This is a genomic window from Bacillus sp. ISO11 (genome assembly GCF_003458115.1).
GTDB lineage: Bacteria > Bacillota > Bacilli > Bacillales > Bacillaceae_G > Bacillus_A > Bacillus_A cereus.
In genome coordinates, this window is record NZ_QXCO01000019.1 from 71,128 (window position 1) to 92,811 (window position 21,684).

Sequence of the window (21,684 nt, forward strand, 5' to 3'; positions counted from 1 at the left end):
GAATACGGATAAATGGAATAGCGTGAAAACGAAGAAATTTTTGTTTTTAAGCTCGGCATACAGCAGGAAATCTAGACATATATATTTGTAACCTAGTGGTGGCAAGGGATGCACCATAACTTAGGTAGAGAAAAAGGGGAGGGAAGCGGGATGAATATTTTACTTTGCTGTGCAGCGGGAATGTCTTCCAGTTTGATTGTTACAAAAATGGAGAAAGCAGCAGAGGCAAGAGGGATAGAAGTAAAAATCTGGGCAGTATCAGGTTCTGAAGTGAATAGTCATATTGATAAAGCGGATGTTCTTTTACTTGGACCACAAGTACGTTATTTATTACCGAAAATGAAAGAATTATGTAAGGAGAAAGGGATACCTGTTGATGTCATTCAATCCGTCCATTACGGACTTTGTAATGGAGAAGCTATCTTGCAAGCAGCTTTGTCAATGAAATCATGAGGAGAGTGGGATAGATGATACGGTTTTTAGAGAAGTACGTGATGCCGGTAGCAGGGAAGGTTGCAGAGCAGAGGCATTTACAAGCGATTCGAGATGGAATTATTTTAACGATGCCGTTCTTAATTATTGGATCATTTTTCCTTATTATTAGTGCGCTACCGATACCGGGATATAACGAGTTTATGGCAGGTTTGTTTGGGCAGAATTGGCAGAGAGCTTTAGGGTATCCAGTTAGTGCAACTTTTAATATAATGGCTTTAATAGCTGTTTTTGGAATCGCTTACAGGCTTGGAGAGTATTATAAAGTGGATGCTTTAGCATCCGGGGCATTGTCGCTTGTGACGTTTTTACTTGTGACTCCATTTCAAGTTGCATATATTATACCAAGTACAAAAGAGAGTGTACTTGTAGAAGGCGCTATCCCAGCTGCATTAATGGGAAGCCAAGGGTTATTTGTAGCAATGATTATTGCACTTATATCTACTGAACTTTATCGGTTTATTGTACAAAAAAAGATAATTATAAAGATGCCAGAGACAGTTCCACCAGCTGTCACGCGTTCATTTGCAGCACTTGTTCCAGGATTTATTGTTGTCACAGTTATTTGGATTTTGCGCTTAATTATAGAAAATACTTCTTTTGGCAGTATCCATAATATTGTAGGACAAATTTTACAGGAACCGCTTAGTGTACTTGGTGCTAGTCTTTGGGGCGCAATAATAGCAGTTATTCTCGTTCATGTTCTTTGGTCGTGTGGAATTCATGGTGCTACTATTGTTGGTGGTGTAATGAGCCCCGTTTGGTTGTCGTTAATGGATCAAAACCGAGTTGCTTTTCAAGCTGGGCAAGATGTACCAAATACGATTACGGCACAGTTTTTTGACTTATGGATTTATATGGGCGGTTCTGGTGCAACGCTTGCTCTAGTTGTCGGAATGTTACTATTTGCACGAAGTCAACAATTAAAAAGTTTAGGGAGATTGTCAATTGCACCTGGTATATTTAATATTAATGAGATGGTAACTTTTGGTATGCCGATTGTGATGAACCCACTTTTACTAATTCCATTTATATTAGTTCCAGTCGTGCTAACGATTGTTTCTTACTTTGCAATGGAATGGGGATGGGTCGCACGTCCGAGTGGGGCCGCTGTACCTTGGACGACACCTATTCTTTTTAGTGGATATTTAGGATCGGGCGGGAAAATTTCAGGTGTTATTTTGCAACTTGTTAACTTTGCGTTAGCATTCTTCATTTATTTACCGTTCTTAAAAATATGGGATAAACAAAAACTGGCAGAAGAAAAGGGGGAGTAAAGAACTACAATGGATACGATAGAGACGAAAGCTTTTCATTTAATCTTGCATGGGGGAAACGCGAGAAGTTGTTCAATGGAAGCAATTGATTGTGCGAAGCGTGGGGAGTTTACAGAAGCTGAAGCTAAATTACAAGAAGCACTAGAGGAATTAAAGGAGGCGCACCGCGTACAAACGGAGCTTATCCAGAAAGAGGCTGGTGGCGAAAAGACCGAAGTTACTCTTTTAATGGTACACGCGCAAGACCATTTAATGAATGCAATTACGGTGAAAGAATTAGCGAGTGAGTTTGTAGAGTTATATAGGAAGATGTCGGTGGATGAATGAACCTTGCTTATGCAAGGTTTTTTTATTTCACTAAATAGTGGGTTAAAATAATGAATTATTTTTCATTGAAAAAGTTTTTTAGTGTTTTTTCATATTGAATACAACTAGACAACTAAACACTAATCTATTTTCATACAGTTATGTGTTAAAAGCGTGTTGTTTTATAACACACTGTGTGTTTTTTGGACGACACACTAATTGGAAGCGTTAACACACAAAGAAAATGCTCGAAAAAGCACTGATTTTAGTGGTTTTAAAAAGTTGGCACGCTAATTGCATTAATAAATAGCGTAAAGAAAAATAAATAAACATAAATTTTTTATACTACACAAGGGGGATTTTCAAATGAATATTTTATTATGTTGTTCAGCAGGGATGTCTACAAGTTTACTAGTTACAAAAATGGAAGCGGCTGCAAAAGCTCGCGGTCTAGAAGGCAAGATTTGGGCTGTATCTGGGGATGCAGTAAAAACGAATATCGATCAAGCAGATGTGTTATTACTAGGACCACAAGTTCGTTACATGCTCTCTTCAATGAAAACGCTTGCTGATGAGAAAAACGTTGGAATCGACGTTATCAATCCAATGCACTACGGCATGATGAATGGAGAAGCAGTTTTAGATCACGCATTAACACTTAAAAAATAATTAGGGGGGAAGCGAAATGCAAAAGTTTATTGCATTTATGGAGAAATATTTAGTTCCAGTCGCAGGTAGAATTGGATCGCAGCGCCACTTAGTTGCAATCCGTGACGGATTTATCGCAGTTATGCCTCTTATTTTAGTTGGATCATTTGCAGTACTTATAAATAACTTACCAATTGATGCTTTCCAAAACTTTATGAAGGGCACATTTGGTGACGCTTGGAAAGATGTCGGTGGCGGTATGTGGACTGGTTCCTTTGCTATACTCGCCCTCATAGTCGCAGTTGGGATAAGTTACAATTTAGCGAAATCTTACGGCGTCGATGCGTTGTCAGCAGCAATCATTACATTCGGTGCATTAATTATTATTTCTCCGACAACGCCAAAAGAAGGCGGTATTGATTTAGCGTGGACAGGGGCACAAGGTCTATTCGTTTCCATTATAGTGGCTCTTCTTGTAACAGAAGTGTTTAGATTCTTTGTTCAAAGGGATATTACAATTAAAATGCCAGATGGTGTTCCACCGGCAGTAATGAAATCATTCGCAGCGTTAGTTCCAGCATTCGTTATTTTGATTGTAACAGCAGGTATTCAATTAGCTGTGAAACTTGCGGGAACAAGCATTCATAAAATGGTATTTGAAACAATTCAATTACCATTACAAGGTTTAGCGGGTACATTACCAAGTGCAATTATTATTGCTCTACTTATTCACGTATTATGGTTCTTCGGATTACATGGTCCAAATATTATTGGGGGGATTATTGACCCAATCTATTTACCAGCATTAGAGAAAAATATGAAATTATTTAATGATGGTATGTCTGCATATGACGTACCGCATATCTTCACAAAACCATTCTTTGATGTATACGTATATATCGGGGGATCGGGTGCAACGTTAGCGTTCTTAGTGGCAGTAATGCTTGTAGCGAAAAGTGCGCAGCTTCGCGGTGTAGGCCGTGTATCTATCGGTCCTGGTTTCTTTAATATTAACGAACCAGTTATTTTCGGTACGCCAATTGTATTAAACCCAACGTTAATTATCCCGTTCGTACTTACACCAGTTGTATTAGTTATTACTTCTTATACAGCAATCACTTTAGGATGGGTACCAAAAACAGTTGCGTTAGTTCCATGGACAATGCCACCAATCTTTAGTGGTTATCTTGTATCGGGCGGAAGCATCGCTGGTGCAGCACTACAAGTGGTGAACTTTGCTATTGCGGTAGTAATTTACTATCCATTCGTATTAATGTGTGACCGTACTTATGTACAGGCTGCAAAAGCTGAAACAAAAGGAAGCGACAATTCAGTATCACTTTAAAAAATATTATTCTGGCGAGTTCCTATAGCTCGTCAGAATAATTACCTTTATATCATGTTCAAAAAGATGAAAAACATCTATATGAACACTAAACTATCATTAATAAATTCATACTTTAATAGACATGTTCAAACTGAATGGGTATTTAAATCGGTTGAACCTTATAGAGAGGGCGGTAATTATGATGACTACAGCAGAACAAATTCCATTCCAATTGATTTTAAATAGTGGTAACGCACGAAGCTTTGCGATGGAGGCACTTCAATTTGCCAAACAGGGGAAAATGGCAGAAGCAGATGAAGCGATGGTAAAGGCGAAAGAAGCGATTAATGAAGCGCATCATTTTCAAACAGAGCTCATACAATCAGAAGCAAGAGGAGAAAAAACAGAGGTTAGTGTTCTTTTAATTCACGCACAAGATCATTTAATGAATGCGATTACAGTGAAAGAATTAGCAGCAGAGTTTATCGATCTTTATAAAAAGCTTGAAGCGAAAGGGGAATAAAGCATGACTGGAATTAAAATTGCTACAATCGGCGGTGGATCTAGTTATACACCAGAGTTAATTGAAGGATTTATTAAGCGTTATGACGAGCTTCCTGTTCGTGAAATTTGGTTAGTAGATATTGAGGCAGGAAAAGAAAAGTTGGAAATAGTTGGTAACTTAGCGAAACGTATGGTGAAAAAATCAGGTTTACCAATCGAGGTACATTTAACACTTGATCGCCGTGAGGCATTAAAAGATGCAGACTTCGTAACAACACAACTTCGCGTTGGTTTATTAGAAGCACGTGCAAAAGATGAAGCAATCCCATTAAAATATGATGTAATCGGTCAGGAAACAAATGGTCCTGGTGGTCTATTTAAAGCGTTGAGAACGATTCCTGTTATTTTAGATATTTGTAAAGATATGGAGGAGCTCTGTCCAAATGCATGGTTAATTAACTTTGCAAATCCAGCTGGTATGGTAACAGAAGCTGTCCTTCGTTATACAAATATTCAAAGAGTAGTTGGTCTATGTAACGTTCCAATCGGAATCCGCATGGGTCTTGCAAGATTACTTGAAGTAGATGCGAGTCGTGTCCACGTTGATTTCGCAGGTTTAAATCATATGGTATACGGACTAGATGTATACTTAGATGGCGTAAGTGTAATGGATCGTGTGTTAGAGCTTGTGACAGATCCAGAAAAGCAAATTACGATGGAAAATATCGCAGCGCTTAACTGGGAACCAGACTTTATTCGCGGACTTCGTGCAATTCCATGTCCATACCATCGTTACTACTACAAAACACGTGAAATGTTAGAAGAAGAGAAAGAGGCTTCTGTTGAAAAAGGTACACGTGCAGAAGTAGTAAAACAATTAGAAAATGATTTATTTGAGTTATATAAAGACCCGAACTTAGATATTAAACCACCACAATTAGAAAAACGTGGCGGAGCTTATTATAGTGATGCAGCATGTAGCTTAATTACGTCTATTTACAATAATAAAGGTGATATCCAGCCTGTTAATACACGAAACAACGGAACAATTGCAAGCTTACCACATGATTCAGCTGTTGAGGTGAACTGTATTATTACGAAAGAAGGCCCAAAACCAATTGCAGTTGGAGATCTTCCAGTACCAGTTCGCGGTTTAGTACAACAAATTAAATCATTCGAGCGCACAACAATTGAAGCTGCTGTTACAGGGGATTATCATAAGGCGCTGCTTGCTATGACAATCAATCCACTTGTACCATCAGATAAAGTTGCAAAACAAATTTTAGATGAAATGTTGGAAGCACATAAAGAGTATCTTCCACAGTTCTTTAAAAAGGTAGAGAAGTAAAAGCGGCGCTATTTAGCCCGCTTTTTTTATTCTATTAGGAGGTATTATGATGATTAAGTTAATTGTAAATGCAGATGATTTCGGTCTTACAGAAGGTACAAATTACGGCATTATTGATGGTCATATAAATGGACTTGTAAATTCAACGACGATGATGATGAATATGCCAGGAACAGAGCATGCGGTACGCTTAGCGAAAGAGTATAACCTACTCGGAGTAGGCGTACATCTCGTATTAACAGCAGGGGAACCACTTCTTGGAGACGTACCATCACTTGTAGGTAGCGACGGATCGTTTCATAAACAAAGTGTTGTAAGGGAAGGGAATATAAATCCAGAAGAAGTTGAGAGAGAGTGGACTGCTCAAATTGAGAAATTCCTATCTTACGGATTAACACCAACTCATTTAGATAGTCATCATCATGTACACGGATTACCGATCTTACACGATGTTCTTGAGAGATTAGCAGCTAAATATAATGTTCCAATTCGTCGTTGTGGGGAAGATAGAGCGATGCATCCATTTTCTGATGTATTTTACAGTGACTTTTATGCGGATGGTGTGACGGAAGATTACTTTGTGAAGTTAAAAGAAAGAGTACAAGGTGAACAAACGGTAGAAATTATGGTTCATCCAGCTTATATTGATCCAGAGCTTGTGAAGCGTTCTTCTTACGTAATGGATCGTGTGAAGGAATTGCGTATTTTAACAGAGAGTGAGTTGCCTGAAGGGATAGAACTTGTGAAGTTTTAATAGAAAAACGACGGCTACATCATGCCGTCGTTTTTTATTTACAAAATGGATAGAATATATCCGCCAAAAGCTCCAAGTATAACGATAACCCAAGGCGGTGCTTTCCAAAAAGCTAGTAAGCAAAAAAGAAGCGAAGCGAAAACGAAATCTGAAGCATTTATAATTGTACTCGTCCAAATGGGATCGTAAAAAGCGGCAATTAAAATACCAACAACTGCGGCGTTAACACCAAGTAGTGCGCCTTGTATGAATGATATTTTTCTCACACTGTTCCAAAATGGTAAAACACCAATAACGAGTAAGAAAGCAGGGAGGAAAATCGCAATTGTTGCGATTGTTGCCCCAAGCGTCCCGTTTAACACTGCTCCTATATAAGAGGCGAATGTAAATAGTGGTCCTGGTACTGCTTGTGTTAATCCGTATCCAGCTAGGAACTGTTCTTTCGTCATCATTCCGTTTTGTACGAACTCACCTTCAAGAAGGGGCAGCACGACGTGTCCTCCTCCAAATACAAGTGCGCCAGAGCGATAGAAACTGTCAAATAAAGCGATGTAATAAGAGAACGGTCTTAATATTGGTAGCAGTAGTAATAGTCCAAAGAATAAGACGAGACAAGAAACTGCTATCTTTTTTGAAATAGGTACTTTTATATTTTGAGATTGGCTAATTGGTTGGTTGCGATATAAAAACCAACCGATAAAGCCACATATTATAATAAGGATGACTTGTGTCCAACTACTTGGCCATAATAAGGCGATTGCGGCAGTTACAATCGCAATTGTTGCACGGTTTCGATCTGGAGTTAACTTTCGCGCCATTCCCCATATGGCATGAGCGACAATAGCGACTGCTACAAGTTTTAGTCCATGAATCCAGCCAGCACTTCCAAGATCGAACTGATTAAGGAATGAGGCGAAGAAAATCAAAACAAGCACAGACGGTAAAGTGAATCCAATCCATGAAATAATAGCTCCTAATAGCCCGCCCCGTAATAATCCAACCCCCATACCGACTTGACTGCTGGCAGGACCGGGAAGGAATTGACATAGTGCTACTAAATCTCCATAGCTTCGTTCATCCATCCATTTTCTTTTTTGCACGTATTCGTGGTGGAAATAGCCGAGATGAGCGACAGGACCGCCGAATGAAGTAAGTCCTAATTTAAATGAGACGAGAAAAATCTCTAATAATGTATGAAAAGTGTATTTGTTAGTTTTCAATGGAACCTCCTATAATGTTTTTCTATGTGCATTATACAAGAGACTTTCAATCTACAGGAACAATTACAATGTAAAGATTTTGTGAATCTTTTCTTTGTAATTAAAATTGAAAAAGTCATAAATGATTATGTCTAAACCATAAAGTAGTAGAAGTAGTGATGGGAAATTTATATAAGGAGAATGCCTTATGACAACACATTTCTTTGCCAGGTTAACAGGTAAGAGGGAAGTGCCTCCTGTAAATACAGAAGCTTTTGGGGTAGCAGAGTTTATTTTTAATGATGATTTAACGAAATTGCATTACAGAGTAATACTAAAAAATATAGAAAAGGTTACATCGTGTCAAATTCATTTAGGGAAGTCTACTCAAATTGGTCCTGTTGTTTTATATTTGTATGGTCCACTGGAGCAAGGGATTAGCTTGAACGAGGGAAGTATTACTGGTGTAGTGAATGTAGAGGATTTTGAGGGACCTTTACAAGGGAAATCATTTGTACATTTACTTCAAGAAATTATTCAAGCAAATGTATATGTTAATGTCCATACGAAATCACAAAAAAGAGGAGAAATAAGAGGGCGAGTTAGAAAAGTAAAGAAATAGAGGAAAAGGCTGTCCATATGTTGGAACAGCCTTTTCTCATTATATAAGGTGCTAGTTTTAGCGATTATTGTCGGTAAATCGATATATTTTGAAAATCGCTGATATAATCTGGGTTGCGCCGATATATTTTGAAAATCGCTGATATAATCTGAGTTGCGCCGATATATTTCAATAATCGCTGATATAACTCACGTTACGGTCGATATTTTAAAAAATTGCCTCAATTAATTTTTAACAGGCTGATTTTTAATAAAGAAGTCCATAACATAAAATACTTCGTCATCAGGTATTTGTATTTCAAATGTGTTTTCAATTGGTTGCAACGCTTTTTTTACTTTCATATACATCCAGTACTCATCTTGTCTTCTTTTCTCTTTATCAGGGTGAGGAAGAAGGCTTTCTCCTTTTTGAAGACGGTCAACCATACAGCTCATATGCAGAATAACACCCATTAAGCTATCAGGAGTTAGCTGTAAGGAAATTAATTCCTGAATTGTATTTAATGCGTAACGAATTGTTTTGATTAGTAATGCTCCATCGTTACGCTGCATTTGTTGTTCAAGAATATCCGCCATTTTTGCATATGTTTCTTCATACGTAATTAATTCTTGAATGGGCTGAATCGCTGTGTAGTTTACGATGTCTTGGAAATGATATGTTAAGCATGGTACTTGCACATCGAAATTCGTGACGATACAAATGATGTTACGCTCTTTTTTTATGTTCTCAATCATTTTCGTTAAATCTTTTTCATGGACGATACTAATCGGAATAATTTCAATTAAGTCTTTATCAAATCGTAAATAGTTCTCTAACATTTTTTGAATAGCTAAAGCACTTCCTTCACCAGTTAAGCAAGCTGTTAAAATAACAGATTTCATTGGAGAGAGAGGTTTTTTCTTTTCTTCTTGTACGTTTAAGTAAAATGGTGTTAAATTTTTTACTGTTTCATACAGCGCATCTAATGAATAACCGAGCTGAGCTTTTCGAGCTGCTTCTAGTGCGTGTGGTGTGCTCGTCATCGAGAGAACACGTACAGGGATTTTGAACTCCGTTTCTAATATGTCACCGATATAAGCAAGTGACCCCATATCGACAAGTAAGAGAAGCCCATTTACATTTTGTAGTGTTTTCATATACACTTTCACACGTTCCAAGAAATCTTTCGGTGATTCGTGTAACGGCATATCAATACCGGTTACTTCCTCAATGCCGAGAAGTTCGTTTGCGACGTTTGCCATTTCAGTTGCGATGCCATTACCGTGTGCTAATATTAATACTTTTACTTCTGTTTGTGAGGCAGGAATTGGATCAACAACGAAGAACATTGTTAAAAAGCCAGCTTCATCAATAGGCATTGTTATTTGTAATTCTTCCTCCAGTAGTTGAATGCATTGCATAGCTACGGAAAAAGCTTCTTTATATTTCGTACGAATTTGATTTAATTGTGGGTGATGTATTTGTTTTCCGCTTTGTAAACGTTGTAGAGTTGTCTGTACATGTAAACTTAAAGCGAGAAATACTTTTTCATCAAACGTCTTAGATAAATGTTTTTCAGCAAGTTCCGCTATTTTTTCACATACGGAAACGATATTACGATCCACAATTTTAAAAACATTTTCATGGCTTGTTTTTTTTGATATTTGGTTAAAATATTGTACGAAAAAGCTTTGAACATCATTTTCTATTAGTAATTCTAATTCTTCCTCTTCAATACCACGTGCTTGAAGTTCTTCGTATTTATAATCAATATAATCGTAAATAGAAGAGCGTTTTTCATCTTCTGTTTTATGATTACTCCAACCTTCCTCACCTGTAAATACAAATGTTTCATTTGGTATTTGGTATAAGTGACGGCTCTTCCTTTCAATGAACAATCCTTCTTTCATATACCAAGGTAAATCTGTACTTGAAACATAGACAGAATCACGTTTCTTTGTGACCAAATCAGAATAGGCTTTCGCACAGGCAATTTGAACATCTGTTTTTAATTGACCAATGTTATTGGGACAATTGTAAAAGACGAAAGCACGCATTGCATTTGGGCTAACGTGAATGTCTTTTCGCAGACGAATTGCTTCATTTGTGAAAAATAGCTGTAGTAAAGCAAAGCGCTCTTTATGTGTACGCTCACGAAGTGGTGGCAGCGTAACAGTCATTGGTATACGTCTTGTAAATGTTTTTAATAAAAATGAATTTGGTTCTTCTGTTGTTGCAGTAATGATTAATACTTGTGCTTTACGTTCGTTCTCTGTTTCTCCAAGGCGGCGGTATACTCCGCGGTCAATAAAGGTGAAAAGCATTTCTTGTCCCTCTGGAGGCAGGCGATGTACTTCATCTAAGAAAAGAATTCCTTCATGTGCTTTTTCAATTAACCCTTTTTGATCACTTGCTCCTGTATAAGCTCCTTTTTTAATCCCAAATAATTGCCCGAGTAGTAGCTGTGGATTATTTGCGTAATCAGCACAGTTAAAGACGATAAATGGTGCATCTTTGGGAAGCTGTTCAACTTCAATTGCATATTCGTGCATTAAAGAAGCAAACATAGACTTTCCGACCCCTGTTTCTCCCAGTAGTAAAGTATGCATACCGTTTGGAGGATAGAGAATAGAAGCTTTCGCTTTTTCAATTGCAATTTTAAGGCTCGTATTTTCAATTGCAAATGTATCTAATGAAGTTATGTCTTTTGAATGCGTTTCCAACGAAGTGTTCGTTTCTATGTAAAAACGAACAGGTCGCGTATTTGTTTTTAATAAACGTTTATCTTTTACAAGTTTGTTTAAATCGCTACTTACATTGGCGCGATCTAGTTGCAGAAATGTAGCGAGTTCTGATGCGGTTACACCTTCTGTATAATTGCCTTTTTGTATTGCGTTAAAAATGAGATCTATTCGTTTCATTTCTATTCACCTCGAAACTTCATCACTATTTAAAATTTTACACAAAAATGGGAAGGGTGGGAAGAGAAAAATAAAACAGCTTTAGCACATAGGCACTAAAGCTGTTACAATCTTGTGTCTTTCCAAAAATTCACCTTGAGATGAGAAGAAGGATTATAGGGAAGAAGTTTGTATCCTTGTGACTGTAAATAATCAATTACTTTTGGCAGTATTTGTACGGTTACACTCGAATCATGCATTAAAATGACTTCGACTTGTTCATCACTTTGATTACGTACTCTTTCGAGTATGGCAGAAGGATTGTCATAGCTTTTCCAGTCGTATGTATCGATCGTCCAATCCCACATTTTATACTGGGCCGATACAAGTGCGTCACGGTAATTCTTTTTTAAGTAAGGCATACTACCATATGGAACGCGAACGAGATGTGTATTTAATTTCGTAACTTGCTGGACAATGCTTTGTGTTTGCTCCATTTCTGCAATTAAAGTGGAAGGGTCACCAGTGTAAAGGCGTTTTACATCATGTGACATGCTGTGGAGCCCGATATAATGTCCTTCTTTAATTAATCGTTGCATCGTTTTTGTGTAATGTGGCACTTTTCCGCCAATAACAAAGAAAGTTGCTTTTCCGTTCTTTTCTTTTAAGATGTTTAAAATTTGTGTAGTATATTTGTTTGGCCCGTCATCAAATGTTAAGTACGCAATTTTTTGTGTAGGAGAAGTTGTTTCAGTATTTGGATGATATTCAGCAGGAATAACAGTTGTTGCTTCAGTATTAGATGATACGTACATAGTAATCGTTAAAAATAAAATAATACATTGAAATACTCGCTTGATCATAACATTCACCCTCAGTTTGACAATCAAGATGTAAAAAAGAAAACTTGATACTTTTCTTATTATGTATATCTTTCTCCAATAGAGGAACTCTCAAACAATCTATATTTTGGAAATATAAAATGAGAATAAAAAATAGCATCCTCTTATAAGAAAGAGGATGCTATTTGAATATTTCATAATTGAAAAGGCTATACTACAATTAGTCTTCGCGTTTTTTCACTTTTTTATAAAAGGAAATGATTGGTTTGTAGCGTTCATGTACAAGCCCGATTATTTCAGCGATGATTTCTGTGAAGAAAATCAAAGCGAAAAGAAGAATAATGGATAACCATAACGTTGCACTAGTGAAAATAATGGCATTTACACTAAAGAAAATACCGAATGCGTATATAATTAGTACCGTTTTGCGATGAGAGAATCCCATTGCAAGTAAGCGGTGATGTAAATGCGATTTATCTGGTGCTGAAATAGGTTTTTTATTTACGATACGACGGATGATTGCAAATATCGTATCAAATATAGGTACACCTAAAATGATAATTGGAACGATAAAACTGAATAACGTTACACTTTTGTATAATCCAAGTAACGATATAACAGAAATACAGTATCCTAAAAATAGTGCTCCTGTATCTCCCATGAAAATTTTTGCTGGATGGAAGTTGTAGAATAAAAATCCAATTGTACTTGCTAATATAATTAATGCAAGTGGCAAGATAATAGCTGTTCCAGTACCCCATGGGCTAGTGAAGGCCATATATGCTAGCGTTGCAAGTACGATAGATGAAATCCCAGCAGATAATCCATCTAAGCCGTCAATTAAGTTGATTGCATTCGTAATACCTACAAGCCAAAATACTGTAATTGGATAAGCAAGCCATCCAAGTTCAGTATCCCCAAGGAATGGGATATATAATACTTGCACTAATAATCCACTTTTTACAATCATAATGGCAACTAACAGTTGTCCACCGAATTTTACTCTCGCAGATAACTCGTACATATCATCTAAAATTCCGATGATTACAATGATAATCGCACCTAGCGTTATCGATAACATTCTTTGCTCATATAAGCCGCCGACAACAAATCCTACTGCTACACCAATAAATATTGCCAACCCGCCAAGACGTGGCATAATCTTTTGGTGCACTTTACGTGCGTTTGGCTTATCTGTCGCTCCTATTTTAAAAGCTAATTTAATAACTAAAGGAGTAACGACGAGTACAGTGATGAAAGATGCCAAAATGGCATAAATCACTTGTGAGTCCATTAATACCCCACCCTTTATAGTCTAACGTAATTTTTTTTTGAAAATATATTTATCTGAAAATTATGATGTTTATTTACAGGCTCATAACATATGGTATCACAAAAAGATTAGAATTCAATCTTTTTTTCTTTTTACGGTTAATGGAAGCGGATAGAATATATGACAATTGTATATAGAATGTTGAATCATATAAGAAGGTTAATCGTACTGGGCTTTGGAATGTAACATTTCCTCTTTTTCTTCAATAGTGAATACTTTTATTTCAGTATTATAAGTGTTGCACGTAGAAATGAGTAAGTTTCGTGTTAAAATGTGGGAATTTATCACGCGTGAACTGGCAGCCGGATTCTCACTGATTAAGTTTTACTTTATAGTGCATTTAATTTTACAAAAACTTTTAAAAAAATAAGGGAAGTAATTCATATAATGAAGAAGGAAAAGGGTTTTCTCATTTTTAATATGAGAGGGGGAAGCACAGGAAGAGTTCTATATTTCATATCTTTTCTATTGTAAATTCCTGTGCGAAAAGGAAATGAAAATTACGATAGTAGGTACTGGATATGTTGGATTGATTACAGGAGTAGGATTGGCAAAATTAGGGCATTCAGTTACATGTTTTGATATAGATGATGAAAAAATTGAACGGATAAAACAAGGAGATTTACCTATTTATGAGGCCAGATTACATGAATTAATAAATTATGCATATGAGAATAATGCTTTAACTTTTACATCAAATAAAGAAGAGGCATTTGATGATGTAGAGTTTATATTTATTGCAGTTGGAACACCACCGTTATTAGATGGGACGGTAGATTTAACGTATATTCAGAGTGCTTGTAACGATATTGGATTATATGCGACGAACGATATTATTGTTGTTACGAAAAGTACAGTTCCAGCAGGCACAAATGATGTAATGAAGGGATGGATTGAGGAGAAGTTAAAAGGGAGGCATACAGTACATATCGTATCGAATCCGGAGTTTTTGCGTGAGGGTTCAGGTATTTATGATTTCTTTCATGGAGATCGTATTGTAATTGGAGCGGATAGTAAGGAAGTAGCAAGAAGAGTTGAGAGTTTGTATAGTCAATTATGCTTAGAAACGTATGTTACAGATATTAAAAGTGCGGAGATGATTAAATACGCGTCGAACGCCTTTTTAGCTACAAAGATTAGTTTCATTAATGAAATTTCAAATATATGTGAGAAGGTAGGCGCGAATGTATTGGATGTTGCCAAAGGGATGGGAATGGATAAGAGAATCGGTGCATCTTTTTTAAATGCGGGCATTGGCTACGGAGGGTCGTGTTTTCCGAAAGATACGAAAGCACTGGTACAAATTGCGGGAAATGTTGCTCATGATTTTCGTTTGTTAAAAGCAGTTATTGAAGTAAATAATAAGCAACAGCTGCTATTGATTGAAAAAGCGAAAAAAGTTATGAACATGAATAAAAAGCGGATTGCAGTTCTTGGCGCATCCTTTAAACCGAATACGGATGATATTAGAGAGGCATCATCTCTTATTATAATAGAAGCATTAATTAATATAGGTGCAGATATTGTTCTTTATGACCCAAAAGCAATTCAATATGTAAAGAATATATTTGGAGATGCTATACAATATAGTAGATGTATAGATGTATAGATGAATCGATTAGAGATGCGAGTGCGGTTTTTATCGTAACAGAATGGGGAGATATTCAAACTTATCCGTTAGAAAAGTACGTACAACTTATGAGGGAGCCTATTTTATTTGATGGGAGAAATTGTTATACTGATGAAGATGTTAAGAAACAAAAGATAGATTATTACTCGGTGGGAAGAAAAAGTATTTGTAATAGAAAAGTTTCTGTTATGCGTTAAAAAGGGATGTACTCATGCATATTTTTATATGTCATAATAGAAGCTGTAATTAGTGAAAGAAAAGAGGCAATCACATGACTGAACGTTTAAAAGTAATGACAATTTTTGGGACACGTCCAGAAGCAATTAAAATGGCACCTCTTGTATTAGAGTTGCAAAAACACCCAGAAAAAATTGAATCGATTGTGACTGTAACAGCACAACATCGCCAAATGTTAGATCAAGTATTAAGTATCTTTGGAATTACGCCAGATTTCGATTTAAATATTATGAAAGACCGCCAAACTTTAATTGATGTTACAACGCGTGGTTTAGAAGGTTTGGATAAAGTAATGAAAGAAGCGAAGCCGGATATTGTACTTGTACATGGTGATACAACAACAACATTTATTGCAAGTTTAGCTGCTTTTTATAATCAAATTCCAGTAGGTCATGTTGAGGCGGGCCTTCGTACGTGGGATAAGTATTCTCCATACCCAGAAGAGATGAATCGTCAATTAACAGGTGTAATGGCGGATCTTCATTTCTCACCGACAGCAAAATCAGCAACGAACTTACAGAAGGAAAATAAAGATGAGTCACGTATTTTCATCACAGGAAATACAGCGATTGACGCGCTACAAACGACTGTAAAAGAAACATATAGTCATCCTGTACTAGAGAAACTTGGAAATGATCGTCTTGTACTTATGACAGCTCACCGCCGTGAAAACTTAGGTGAACCGATGCGTAATATGTTCCGTGCAATTAAGCGTCTTGTTGACAAACATGAAGATGTACAAGTTGTGTACCCTGTTCATATGAACCCTGTTGTTCGTGAAATAGCAAATGAAATTTTAGGTGAACATAACCGTATTCATTTAATTGAGCCGCTAGATGTAATTGATTTCCACAATGTTGCAGCTCGTTCATACTTAATGTTAACGGATTCTGGTGGTGTACAAGAAGAAGCTCCATCACTTGGTGTACCAGTTCTTGTTCTTCGTGATACAACAGAGCGCCCCGAAGGTATTGAAGCAGGTACGCTGAAATTAGCAGGAACAGACGAAGAGACAATCTTTGGTCTTGCTGATGAGCTGTTATCAGATAAAGAAGCTCATGATAAGATGGCGAAAGCATCTAACCCTTACGGTGATGGTCGTGCATCAGAGCGTATTGTAGAAGCAATTTTACAGCACTTTAATAAGTAAATAAAAAAGGCCCAATCGCATAGATTGGGCCTTTTTGTTACGGCTGATTGCGCATAATCCACTCTGCATGAGCATTTGTAGAAGGTGGCGGATCAGTTGGTGTTTTATTTTGGTTTGTTGCTTTTTTTGTTTGTTCGTTAGAATTAGAATTTGAATCAGGACTTGAGTTGTTTTTTGTAGTTGTTTTTTTTGCTTTTTCTCCTAATTCTTTTTCAATTTCGTTACGCACCGTTTCTACACTGATTGGATCTGGAAGGAAGTAATAAATACCGCCTATCTTTTTGTCTTCGCCTTCAAGCTTTAACGTTTGCATTGTAGAAGGATCAAATCCAGAAAGTTTATTGTAAAGAGCAAGTCCGTCTGAAATAGGAATGTCGGTTTTTATATATTTTCCAACGACAGCTGTTAAATCTTTAATTTTAAATACAGTAGAGGTGGAGTTTAGCTTTTGGGCAACAGCGGCCAGTAATTGTCTTTGTCTAGCAGCTCGACCATAATCGCCATTTGGATCTTGCTTTCGCATACGGACATAAGCAAGTGCTTCTTCACCGTTTAAGTTTTGCTGTCCTTGCTTAAATTGAATTTTTTTGTAGTAATCCACGTCAGAGCGCTCCCAGAAATCGAAGGGTACGTCAACGGTAACACCGCCAACAGCATCAACGATACCTTTAAAGCCTTGGAAATCAATTTTAATATAATGGTCTACAGGAACTTTTAGAAAACCTTCTACAGTTTTGATTGCCATTTCCTCTCCACCGTAAGCATGGGCGGCATTAATTTTGTCTTCTTTTCCCTTTCCAACAATCGGAACGCGGCTATCACGAGGAATGCTCATAAGCGAAATCTTTTTAGTTTTCGGATTGACTGTTGCAAACATTAATGAGTCTGTACGACCATTTTGACCATCTGTCGCATAATCTTCTATACCCATAATGAGAATTGTAAAAGGTTCCTTTGTAATTTCTACATCTTCGTTTCTTAAATCCGATTTTTCACGAGTAAAACCACTATACATCCCCATAAGAGAAGAGTAAGAATTTAACACATAAACTCCTATACTGCCAAATAAAAATGCGAAAATAAGGAAGAAGAAAAGTTTCCTTCTTCGCTTCTTTTTTATTCTGCTATTTTGGAGATGATAATAACGTTCTTCCATATATAATCTCCTTAGTTCGTTAGTTCATTTGTAGGGAAGTAATTCACTACATTAATCTTTGAAGGTGATAAATGGGTTATGCTTAGATAACATCTTGTTCTAAGTACAACATATCTCCTTCTGTAATTGTACATTTCCCGTTTGTTAATTCAATCATCCAATCTGTAAATGCTTGTTTGCCGTCTTCTTCTACATACGTATCAAATGTGACATTTTCTAGATAATGTATATCTTTAATGGCATATTTTGAATTGCGTAATTCATTTTCCGCTTTGCCAAGTAATGTGTAATCAATCTCGGTTTGCATCACACGCATTAGTTTTCGCTGGACAACACCGACATGATTAATGCCTTCGCTTGTACACTTTCCATATGCACGAATTAATCCACCTGCGCCAAGTTTAATGCCACCAAAATAGCGTGTTACGACAACAACGGTATCTTTTAGTCCGCGTTTTTTTAGTACCTCTAACATTGGTACGCCAGCTGTACCGCTAGGCTCGCCGTCATCATTTGCTTTTTGAATATGATCTTGTTCGCCAATTAAATAAGCGGAACAATTATGTGTTGCATTCCAATGTTGTTTTTTTATTTTTTGTATAAATTCTTGAGCCTCTTCCTCAGTCGTTGCTCGGCTAATATAACAAATAAATCTTGATTTTTGAATGACGATTTCGTGTTCGCCGTAGTCTTTGATTGTAAAATATTGTAATAGCAATTGTGTACGCCCCTATCTATCAAAATGACTAGTACTTTCCATTTTAAAAGCGAGCCTTTTTATATTCAAACATTTTTTCTAAATATGCTGAAGTTTTTGGTGAGTATTTTATCTTTTTGTTGTAATTTGTCGAGATGGTAGGTATAATTTCAACCGGCATTTTCATGTATGGATGCACCATTTGTAGTTTTCGTGTAAAATTAGGAAATAAAACTTTTTATAAGGCAGGTACGAAAATGAAAATAGCTATTGTTACTGATAGTACGGCATATATACCGAAGCAAATTCGTGATGAACTCAATATATATATGATTCCATTAAACGTTGTGTTTGGAACAGAATCTTATCAAGAAGAAGCTGAAATTTCAGCAGATGATTTTTATGTGAAAGTACGTGAACAAGAGGAACTTCCAAAAACTTCTCAACCAGCAATCGGAAAGTTTGTTGAGCTATATGAAGAACTAGCTAAAGATTATGATGCAGTTATTAGTATTCACCTATCAAGTGGAATTAGTGGTACATATCAAACATCAACAACAGCTGGACAGATGGTAGAAGGTATTGATGTATACACGTATGACTCTGAAATTAGTTGTGAAGTACAAGGATTTTATGTGCGTGAAGGTGCAAAGTTAGCAAGTGAAGGAAAGAATCCAAAAGAGATTATCGCTCGTTTTGATGAAATGAAGAAAACGATGGACGCCTATTTTGTAGTTGATGATTTACATCATTTACAACGTGGTGGTCGATTAAATAGCGCGCAAGCTTTCATCGGTAGCCTGTTACAAGTGAAGCCAGTTTTATATTTTAGAGATAAAATCATTATTCCGTTTGAAAAGATTCGTACACGTAAAAAAGCATTAAAACGTATCATTGAAATTTTTGATGAGCAAGCAAGTAAAGGTGTACCTATGGAAGCAGTTATCATTCATGCGCAACGTGAAGAGGAAGCGAATGAATGGAAGAAAGAATTAGAAGCAAAATATCCTCACGTCACAATTCGTACAGGTTATTTTGGAGCTGTAATTGGTACGCACTTAGGTGAAGGTGCATTAGGTCTTGGATGGTATACGAAGTAATAAAGATATAAAAAGCTCTCTTTTTAAGAGGGTTTTTTTACGGGTATGTTACGTTTAGTTGACAAGTTAATATTTGGAAATGGTAAAATGTACGTAAAATAAAATAATGAGGAAAGTTTTATAACTTACTTTTTACAAGAAACTATATTATAATGGAAGAGAGGTGAAACATATGGAGCATAATTCTTGTTTATGTCCAAAGTTTGAGTCAGCTTTTACTCTGCTTAGTAAGAAGTGGACTGGCTTAATTATTAAATCTTTGCTTGAAGAGTCGAAACGTTTTAGAGAAATCGCAGATATTATCCCAAATATGAGCGATCGTATGTTGTCAGAGCGTTTAAAGGAATTGGAAAGCGAGGGCATTGTAGTTCGTAATGTCTATCCAGAAGTACCAGTTCGAATCGAGTATGGCTTAACTGACAAGGGAAAAGCGTTAGAAAGTGTTATGGATGAGGTCCAAAATTGGGCTGAGAAATGGATGAAGTAGTATTTCATTTGTATTCGTATATTTAATAAAACGTAAGGGATTCCTTACGTTTTTTCTTTGTTTATAGAAGTGAGAAAAGTATATAAATTTCTACACATACATACAAAAATATACGCATTTTGCGCTAGAGCTACATATAATATTACATTTGTTTTACAAAAACGTAACATTAGCAAAAAAAATCCCGAATTATGGTATAAATTTTATAGGTTATATACGGAAAAAGAAAAAAGAAAGCGGTGTAAAAAATAAAATGAAAAAGCTAAAAATGGCATCTTGTGCATTAGTTGCAGGATTAATGTTTTCTGGGCTAACACCAAATGTATTTGCAGAAGATAAAATTTCTGACGTGAAATCACAAATTAACACACAAAATGACACTTTACATAAACAACAACAAGAACGTGATGAATTACAAAAGCAAATGAATGACTTAAACAAAACAATTCAAGGTTTAGATAAATCTGTTCAAGAGAATGCTGCAAAGCTTGATGAAACAATGAAAAAAGTTGCTGATACTGAGCAATTAATTGAAAAGAAAAATAAAGATATTGCAGAATTACAAACAAAGATTGCAAAACGTGAAGAGTTATTAAGAAAGCGTTTAGTTGCACTTCAAGAACAACCAAATACAAACGTTGTAACAGAAGTTCTTGTAAACTCTAAAAACGTTGCAGATTTAGTTGATCGTTTAACTTCTGTTTCTAAAATTCTTGAGTCTGATGAAGATATCATGAAAACACAACAAGAAGACCAAGCTAGTGTGAAAAAAGATGTTGCAACGGTAAAAGAGAAACAAAAAGAATTAAAAGAAGCACAAGCTCAAATTGAAACTGCTAAGAAAGAACTTGACGCTGAAAAAGAGAAAAAAGCAACAGCGGTAAACGATTTAAGCGGTAAAATGGATACAGTTGTAACTTCAATGACAAGTACGGAAGGTCAATTGAAAGAGCTTGAGAAACAAGCGTTACAATTACAACGCATTGCAGAAGAAGAAGCACAAGCAAAAGCTGCACAAGAAGCTGCTGCTCAAAAACAAGCAGAGCAAGCTGCTAAAGCTGCGCAAGCTCAACCAGCACAAGCACCTGCAGAGCAAGCTGCACCAGCAAACAATGGTGGACAAGCTCAAAAAGAAGAGCCTAAAAAAGAAGAACCAAAAAAAGAAGAGCCTAAGAAAGAAGCACCTAAACAAGAAGAGAAAAAACCAGCTCCAACACCAGATCCAAATCCGACTCCGGGCGTAATTGGTAAGGCAAAGCAATACTTAGGTATGCCATATGTTTGGGGAAGTGCATCTCCATCAAACGGTGGTTTTGACTGTAGTGGATTCATTTCTTACATCTTTGGTGTAGGTCGTCAAGACGTTGCAGGTTACTGGAACTCAGTTTCTAAAGTAGGTAGCCCACAACCAGGAGACTTAGTATTCTTCCAAGGTACTTATAAAGCAGGTCCATCTCACATCGGTATTTACGTTGGTAATGGCCAAATGATCCATGCTAGCGATAAAGGAATTGCGTACGGTGATATTAACAGTTCGTATAACCAAAAACATTTCTTAGGATACGGTCGATTCTAGGATTTATAAAAGAATAAAAAACGTGTATAAAGTCGATAGCTTACTATTTTATAAGTAGGTTATCGGCTTTTTTGAGTTTTTACGAGATGATGAGAAAGGTTTATAGTAGTGCTGGAGGTG

At 36.5% G+C, this 21,684-nt stretch carries 19 protein-coding genes and 1 pseudogene; 14 read left to right on the plus strand and 6 right to left on the minus strand.

Features of this window, described 5'->3' with window-relative positions:
- Positions 1–150: 150 nt before the first annotated feature.
- The 8 genes from D1166_RS19555 (at position 151) to chbG (ending at position 6,656) form a co-directional block, all read left to right on the plus strand.
- Positions 151–453 (plus strand): PTS sugar transporter subunit IIB, encoded by a 303-nt coding sequence (locus D1166_RS19555; RefSeq protein WP_098595760.1) that lies wholly within the window; start codon positions 151–153, stop codon positions 451–453.
- Positions 454–467: 14 nt separating this feature from the next.
- Positions 468–1,769, plus strand: a complete 1,302-nt coding sequence (gene celB, locus D1166_RS19560) for a PTS cellobiose transporter subunit IIC (protein WP_118043396.1) — start codon at positions 468–470, stop codon at positions 1,767–1,769.
- A 9-nt stretch (positions 1,770–1,778) separates the two neighbouring features.
- A complete protein-coding gene (locus D1166_RS19565; protein WP_000379645.1) occupies positions 1,779–2,096 on the plus strand; it encodes a PTS sugar transporter subunit IIA in 318 nt (105 codons plus the stop codon).
- A 345-nt stretch (positions 2,097–2,441) separates the two neighbouring features.
- On the plus strand, positions 2,442–2,744 hold the full coding sequence (locus D1166_RS19570; RefSeq protein WP_001023567.1) for a PTS sugar transporter subunit IIB: 303 nt from the start codon (positions 2,442–2,444) through the stop codon (positions 2,742–2,744).
- A 16-nt stretch (positions 2,745–2,760) separates the two neighbouring features.
- On the plus strand, positions 2,761–4,068 hold the full coding sequence (celB, locus tag D1166_RS19575) for a PTS cellobiose transporter subunit IIC (RefSeq protein ID WP_001168848.1): 1,308 nt from the start codon (positions 2,761–2,763) through the stop codon (positions 4,066–4,068).
- A gap of 181 nt (positions 4,069–4,249) precedes the next feature.
- Positions 4,250–4,573, plus strand: a complete 324-nt coding sequence (locus tag D1166_RS19580; RefSeq protein ID WP_000989055.1) for a PTS lactose/cellobiose transporter subunit IIA — start codon at positions 4,250–4,252, stop codon at positions 4,571–4,573.
- A 3-nt stretch (positions 4,574–4,576) separates the two neighbouring features.
- Entirely contained in the window at positions 4,577–5,902 is a 1,326-nt protein-coding gene (gene celF / locus D1166_RS19585) for a 6-phospho-beta-glucosidase (RefSeq protein WP_000145762.1), read from the plus strand.
- 49 nt (positions 5,903–5,951) lie between these two features.
- Complete coding sequence (gene chbG / locus D1166_RS19590; RefSeq protein WP_098595743.1) at positions 5,952–6,656, plus strand: chitin disaccharide deacetylase; 705 nt, start codon at positions 5,952–5,954, stop codon at positions 6,654–6,656.
- Positions 6,657–6,694: 38 nt separating this feature from the next.
- Here chbG and D1166_RS19595 read toward each other — a convergent pair whose 3' ends face one another.
- Complete coding sequence (locus D1166_RS19595; RefSeq protein ID WP_098595742.1) at positions 6,695–7,876, minus strand: chromate transporter; 1,182 nt, start codon at positions 7,874–7,876, stop codon at positions 6,695–6,697.
- A gap of 187 nt (positions 7,877–8,063) precedes the next feature.
- On the opposite strand from D1166_RS19595, the gene exsM reads away from it, so the two are divergent.
- Positions 8,064–8,477, plus strand: coding sequence for an exosporium regulatory protein ExsM (gene exsM / locus D1166_RS19600; protein ID WP_098595741.1), 414 nt, complete (start codon positions 8,064–8,066; stop codon positions 8,475–8,477).
- 224 nt (positions 8,478–8,701) lie between these two features.
- Here the strand turns inward: exsM and D1166_RS19605 are convergent, their stop codons facing one another.
- The 3 genes from D1166_RS19605 to D1166_RS19615 all read right to left on the minus strand — a co-directional run bounded on the left by D1166_RS19605 (position 8,702) and on the right by D1166_RS19615 (position 13,492).
- Positions 8,702–11,377 (minus strand): sigma-54-dependent transcriptional regulator, encoded by a 2,676-nt coding sequence (locus D1166_RS19605; protein WP_000820967.1) that lies wholly within the window; start codon positions 11,375–11,377, stop codon positions 8,702–8,704.
- 104 nt (positions 11,378–11,481) lie between these two features.
- Positions 11,482–12,219 carry a polysaccharide deacetylase family protein gene (locus D1166_RS19610; RefSeq protein ID WP_000597152.1) on the minus strand — a complete coding sequence of 246 codons (738 nt, stop codon included), beginning with the start codon at positions 12,217–12,219 and terminating at the stop codon, positions 11,482–11,484.
- A 199-nt stretch (positions 12,220–12,418) separates the two neighbouring features.
- Positions 12,419–13,492 carry a glycosyltransferase family 4 protein gene (locus D1166_RS19615; protein WP_000378319.1) on the minus strand — a complete coding sequence of 358 codons (1,074 nt, stop codon included), beginning with the start codon at positions 13,490–13,492 and terminating at the stop codon, positions 12,419–12,421.
- Positions 13,493–14,024: 532 nt separating this feature from the next.
- Here D1166_RS19615 and D1166_RS19620 point away from each other — a divergent pair.
- Both D1166_RS19620 and wecB read left to right on the plus strand, forming a co-directional pair.
- Positions 14,025–15,358 (plus strand): annotated as a pseudogene (locus D1166_RS19620) (UDP-glucose dehydrogenase family protein).
- A 74-nt stretch (positions 15,359–15,432) separates the two neighbouring features.
- On the plus strand, positions 15,433–16,548 hold the full coding sequence (wecB, locus tag D1166_RS19625) for a non-hydrolyzing UDP-N-acetylglucosamine 2-epimerase (protein ID WP_000140145.1): 1,116 nt from the start codon (positions 15,433–15,435) through the stop codon (positions 16,546–16,548).
- Between the two features lie 37 nt (positions 16,549–16,585).
- Here the strand turns inward: wecB and D1166_RS19630 are convergent, their stop codons facing one another.
- Positions 16,586–17,704: an LCP family protein gene (locus tag D1166_RS19630; protein WP_044584986.1), complete on the minus strand. Its 1,119-nt coding sequence runs from the start codon at positions 17,702–17,704 to the stop codon at positions 16,586–16,588.
- Between the two features lie 82 nt (positions 17,705–17,786).
- The gene (locus D1166_RS19635; RefSeq protein WP_098595738.1) at positions 17,787–18,422 is read right to left on the minus strand and encodes a YigZ family protein; all 636 of its coding nucleotides are present in this window, start codon (positions 18,420–18,422) and stop codon (positions 17,787–17,789) included.
- A 236-nt stretch (positions 18,423–18,658) separates the two neighbouring features.
- Between D1166_RS19635 and D1166_RS19640 the strand changes: the two genes are divergently transcribed.
- From D1166_RS19640 to D1166_RS19650, 3 genes are all read left to right on the plus strand, one after another.
- Positions 18,659–19,501, plus strand: a complete 843-nt coding sequence (locus D1166_RS19640) for a DegV family protein (RefSeq protein WP_000684725.1) — start codon at positions 18,659–18,661, stop codon at positions 19,499–19,501.
- Positions 19,502–19,673: 172 nt separating this feature from the next.
- Complete coding sequence (locus D1166_RS19645) at positions 19,674–19,988, plus strand: winged helix-turn-helix transcriptional regulator (protein ID WP_000400857.1); 315 nt, start codon at positions 19,674–19,676, stop codon at positions 19,986–19,988.
- Positions 19,989–20,136: 148 nt separating this feature from the next.
- Positions 20,137–21,564 (plus strand): C40 family peptidase, encoded by a 1,428-nt coding sequence (locus D1166_RS19650; protein WP_118043397.1) that lies wholly within the window; start codon positions 20,137–20,139, stop codon positions 21,562–21,564.
- The last annotated feature ends 120 nt before the right edge of the window (positions 21,565–21,684 follow it).

What these genes read in the sequence shown, in the direction of transcription:
- chbG (WP_098595743.1), top strand. Translation starts at nt 5,952, where the DNA reads ATGATTAAGTTAATTGTAAATGCAGATGATTTCGGTCTTACAGAAGGT.
- D1166_RS19640 (WP_000684725.1), top strand. Translation starts at nt 18,659, where the DNA reads ATGAAAATAGCTATTGTTACTGATAGTACGGCATATATACCGAAGCAA.
- D1166_RS19570 (WP_001023567.1), top strand. Translation starts at nt 2,442, where the DNA reads ATGAATATTTTATTATGTTGTTCAGCAGGGATGTCTACAAGTTTACTA.
- D1166_RS19565 (WP_000379645.1), top strand. Translation starts at nt 1,779, where the DNA reads ATGGATACGATAGAGACGAAAGCTTTTCATTTAATCTTGCATGGGGGA.
- wecB (WP_000140145.1), top strand. Translation starts at nt 15,433, where the DNA reads ATGACTGAACGTTTAAAAGTAATGACAATTTTTGGGACACGTCCAGAA.
- D1166_RS19605 (WP_000820967.1), bottom strand. Translation starts at nt 11,377, where the DNA reads ATGAAACGAATAGATCTCATTTTTAACGCAATACAAAAAGGCAATTAT.
- D1166_RS19580 (WP_000989055.1), top strand. Translation starts at nt 4,250, where the DNA reads ATGATGACTACAGCAGAACAAATTCCATTCCAATTGATTTTAAATAGT.
- celF (WP_000145762.1), top strand. Translation starts at nt 4,577, where the DNA reads ATGACTGGAATTAAAATTGCTACAATCGGCGGTGGATCTAGTTATACA.
- celB (WP_118043396.1), top strand. Translation starts at nt 468, where the DNA reads ATGATACGGTTTTTAGAGAAGTACGTGATGCCGGTAGCAGGGAAGGTT.
- D1166_RS19630 (WP_044584986.1), bottom strand. Translation starts at nt 17,704, where the DNA reads ATGGAAGAACGTTATTATCATCTCCAAAATAGCAGAATAAAAAAGAAG.
- D1166_RS19610 (WP_000597152.1), bottom strand. Translation starts at nt 12,219, where the DNA reads ATGATCAAGCGAGTATTTCAATGTATTATTTTATTTTTAACGATTACT.
- D1166_RS19615 (WP_000378319.1), bottom strand. Translation starts at nt 13,492, where the DNA reads ATGGACTCACAAGTGATTTATGCCATTTTGGCATCTTTCATCACTGTA.
- D1166_RS19555 (WP_098595760.1), top strand. Translation starts at nt 151, where the DNA reads ATGAATATTTTACTTTGCTGTGCAGCGGGAATGTCTTCCAGTTTGATT.
- D1166_RS19645 (WP_000400857.1), top strand. Translation starts at nt 19,674, where the DNA reads ATGGAGCATAATTCTTGTTTATGTCCAAAGTTTGAGTCAGCTTTTACT.
- exsM (WP_098595741.1), top strand. Translation starts at nt 8,064, where the DNA reads ATGACAACACATTTCTTTGCCAGGTTAACAGGTAAGAGGGAAGTGCCT.
- celB (WP_001168848.1), top strand. Translation starts at nt 2,761, where the DNA reads ATGCAAAAGTTTATTGCATTTATGGAGAAATATTTAGTTCCAGTCGCA.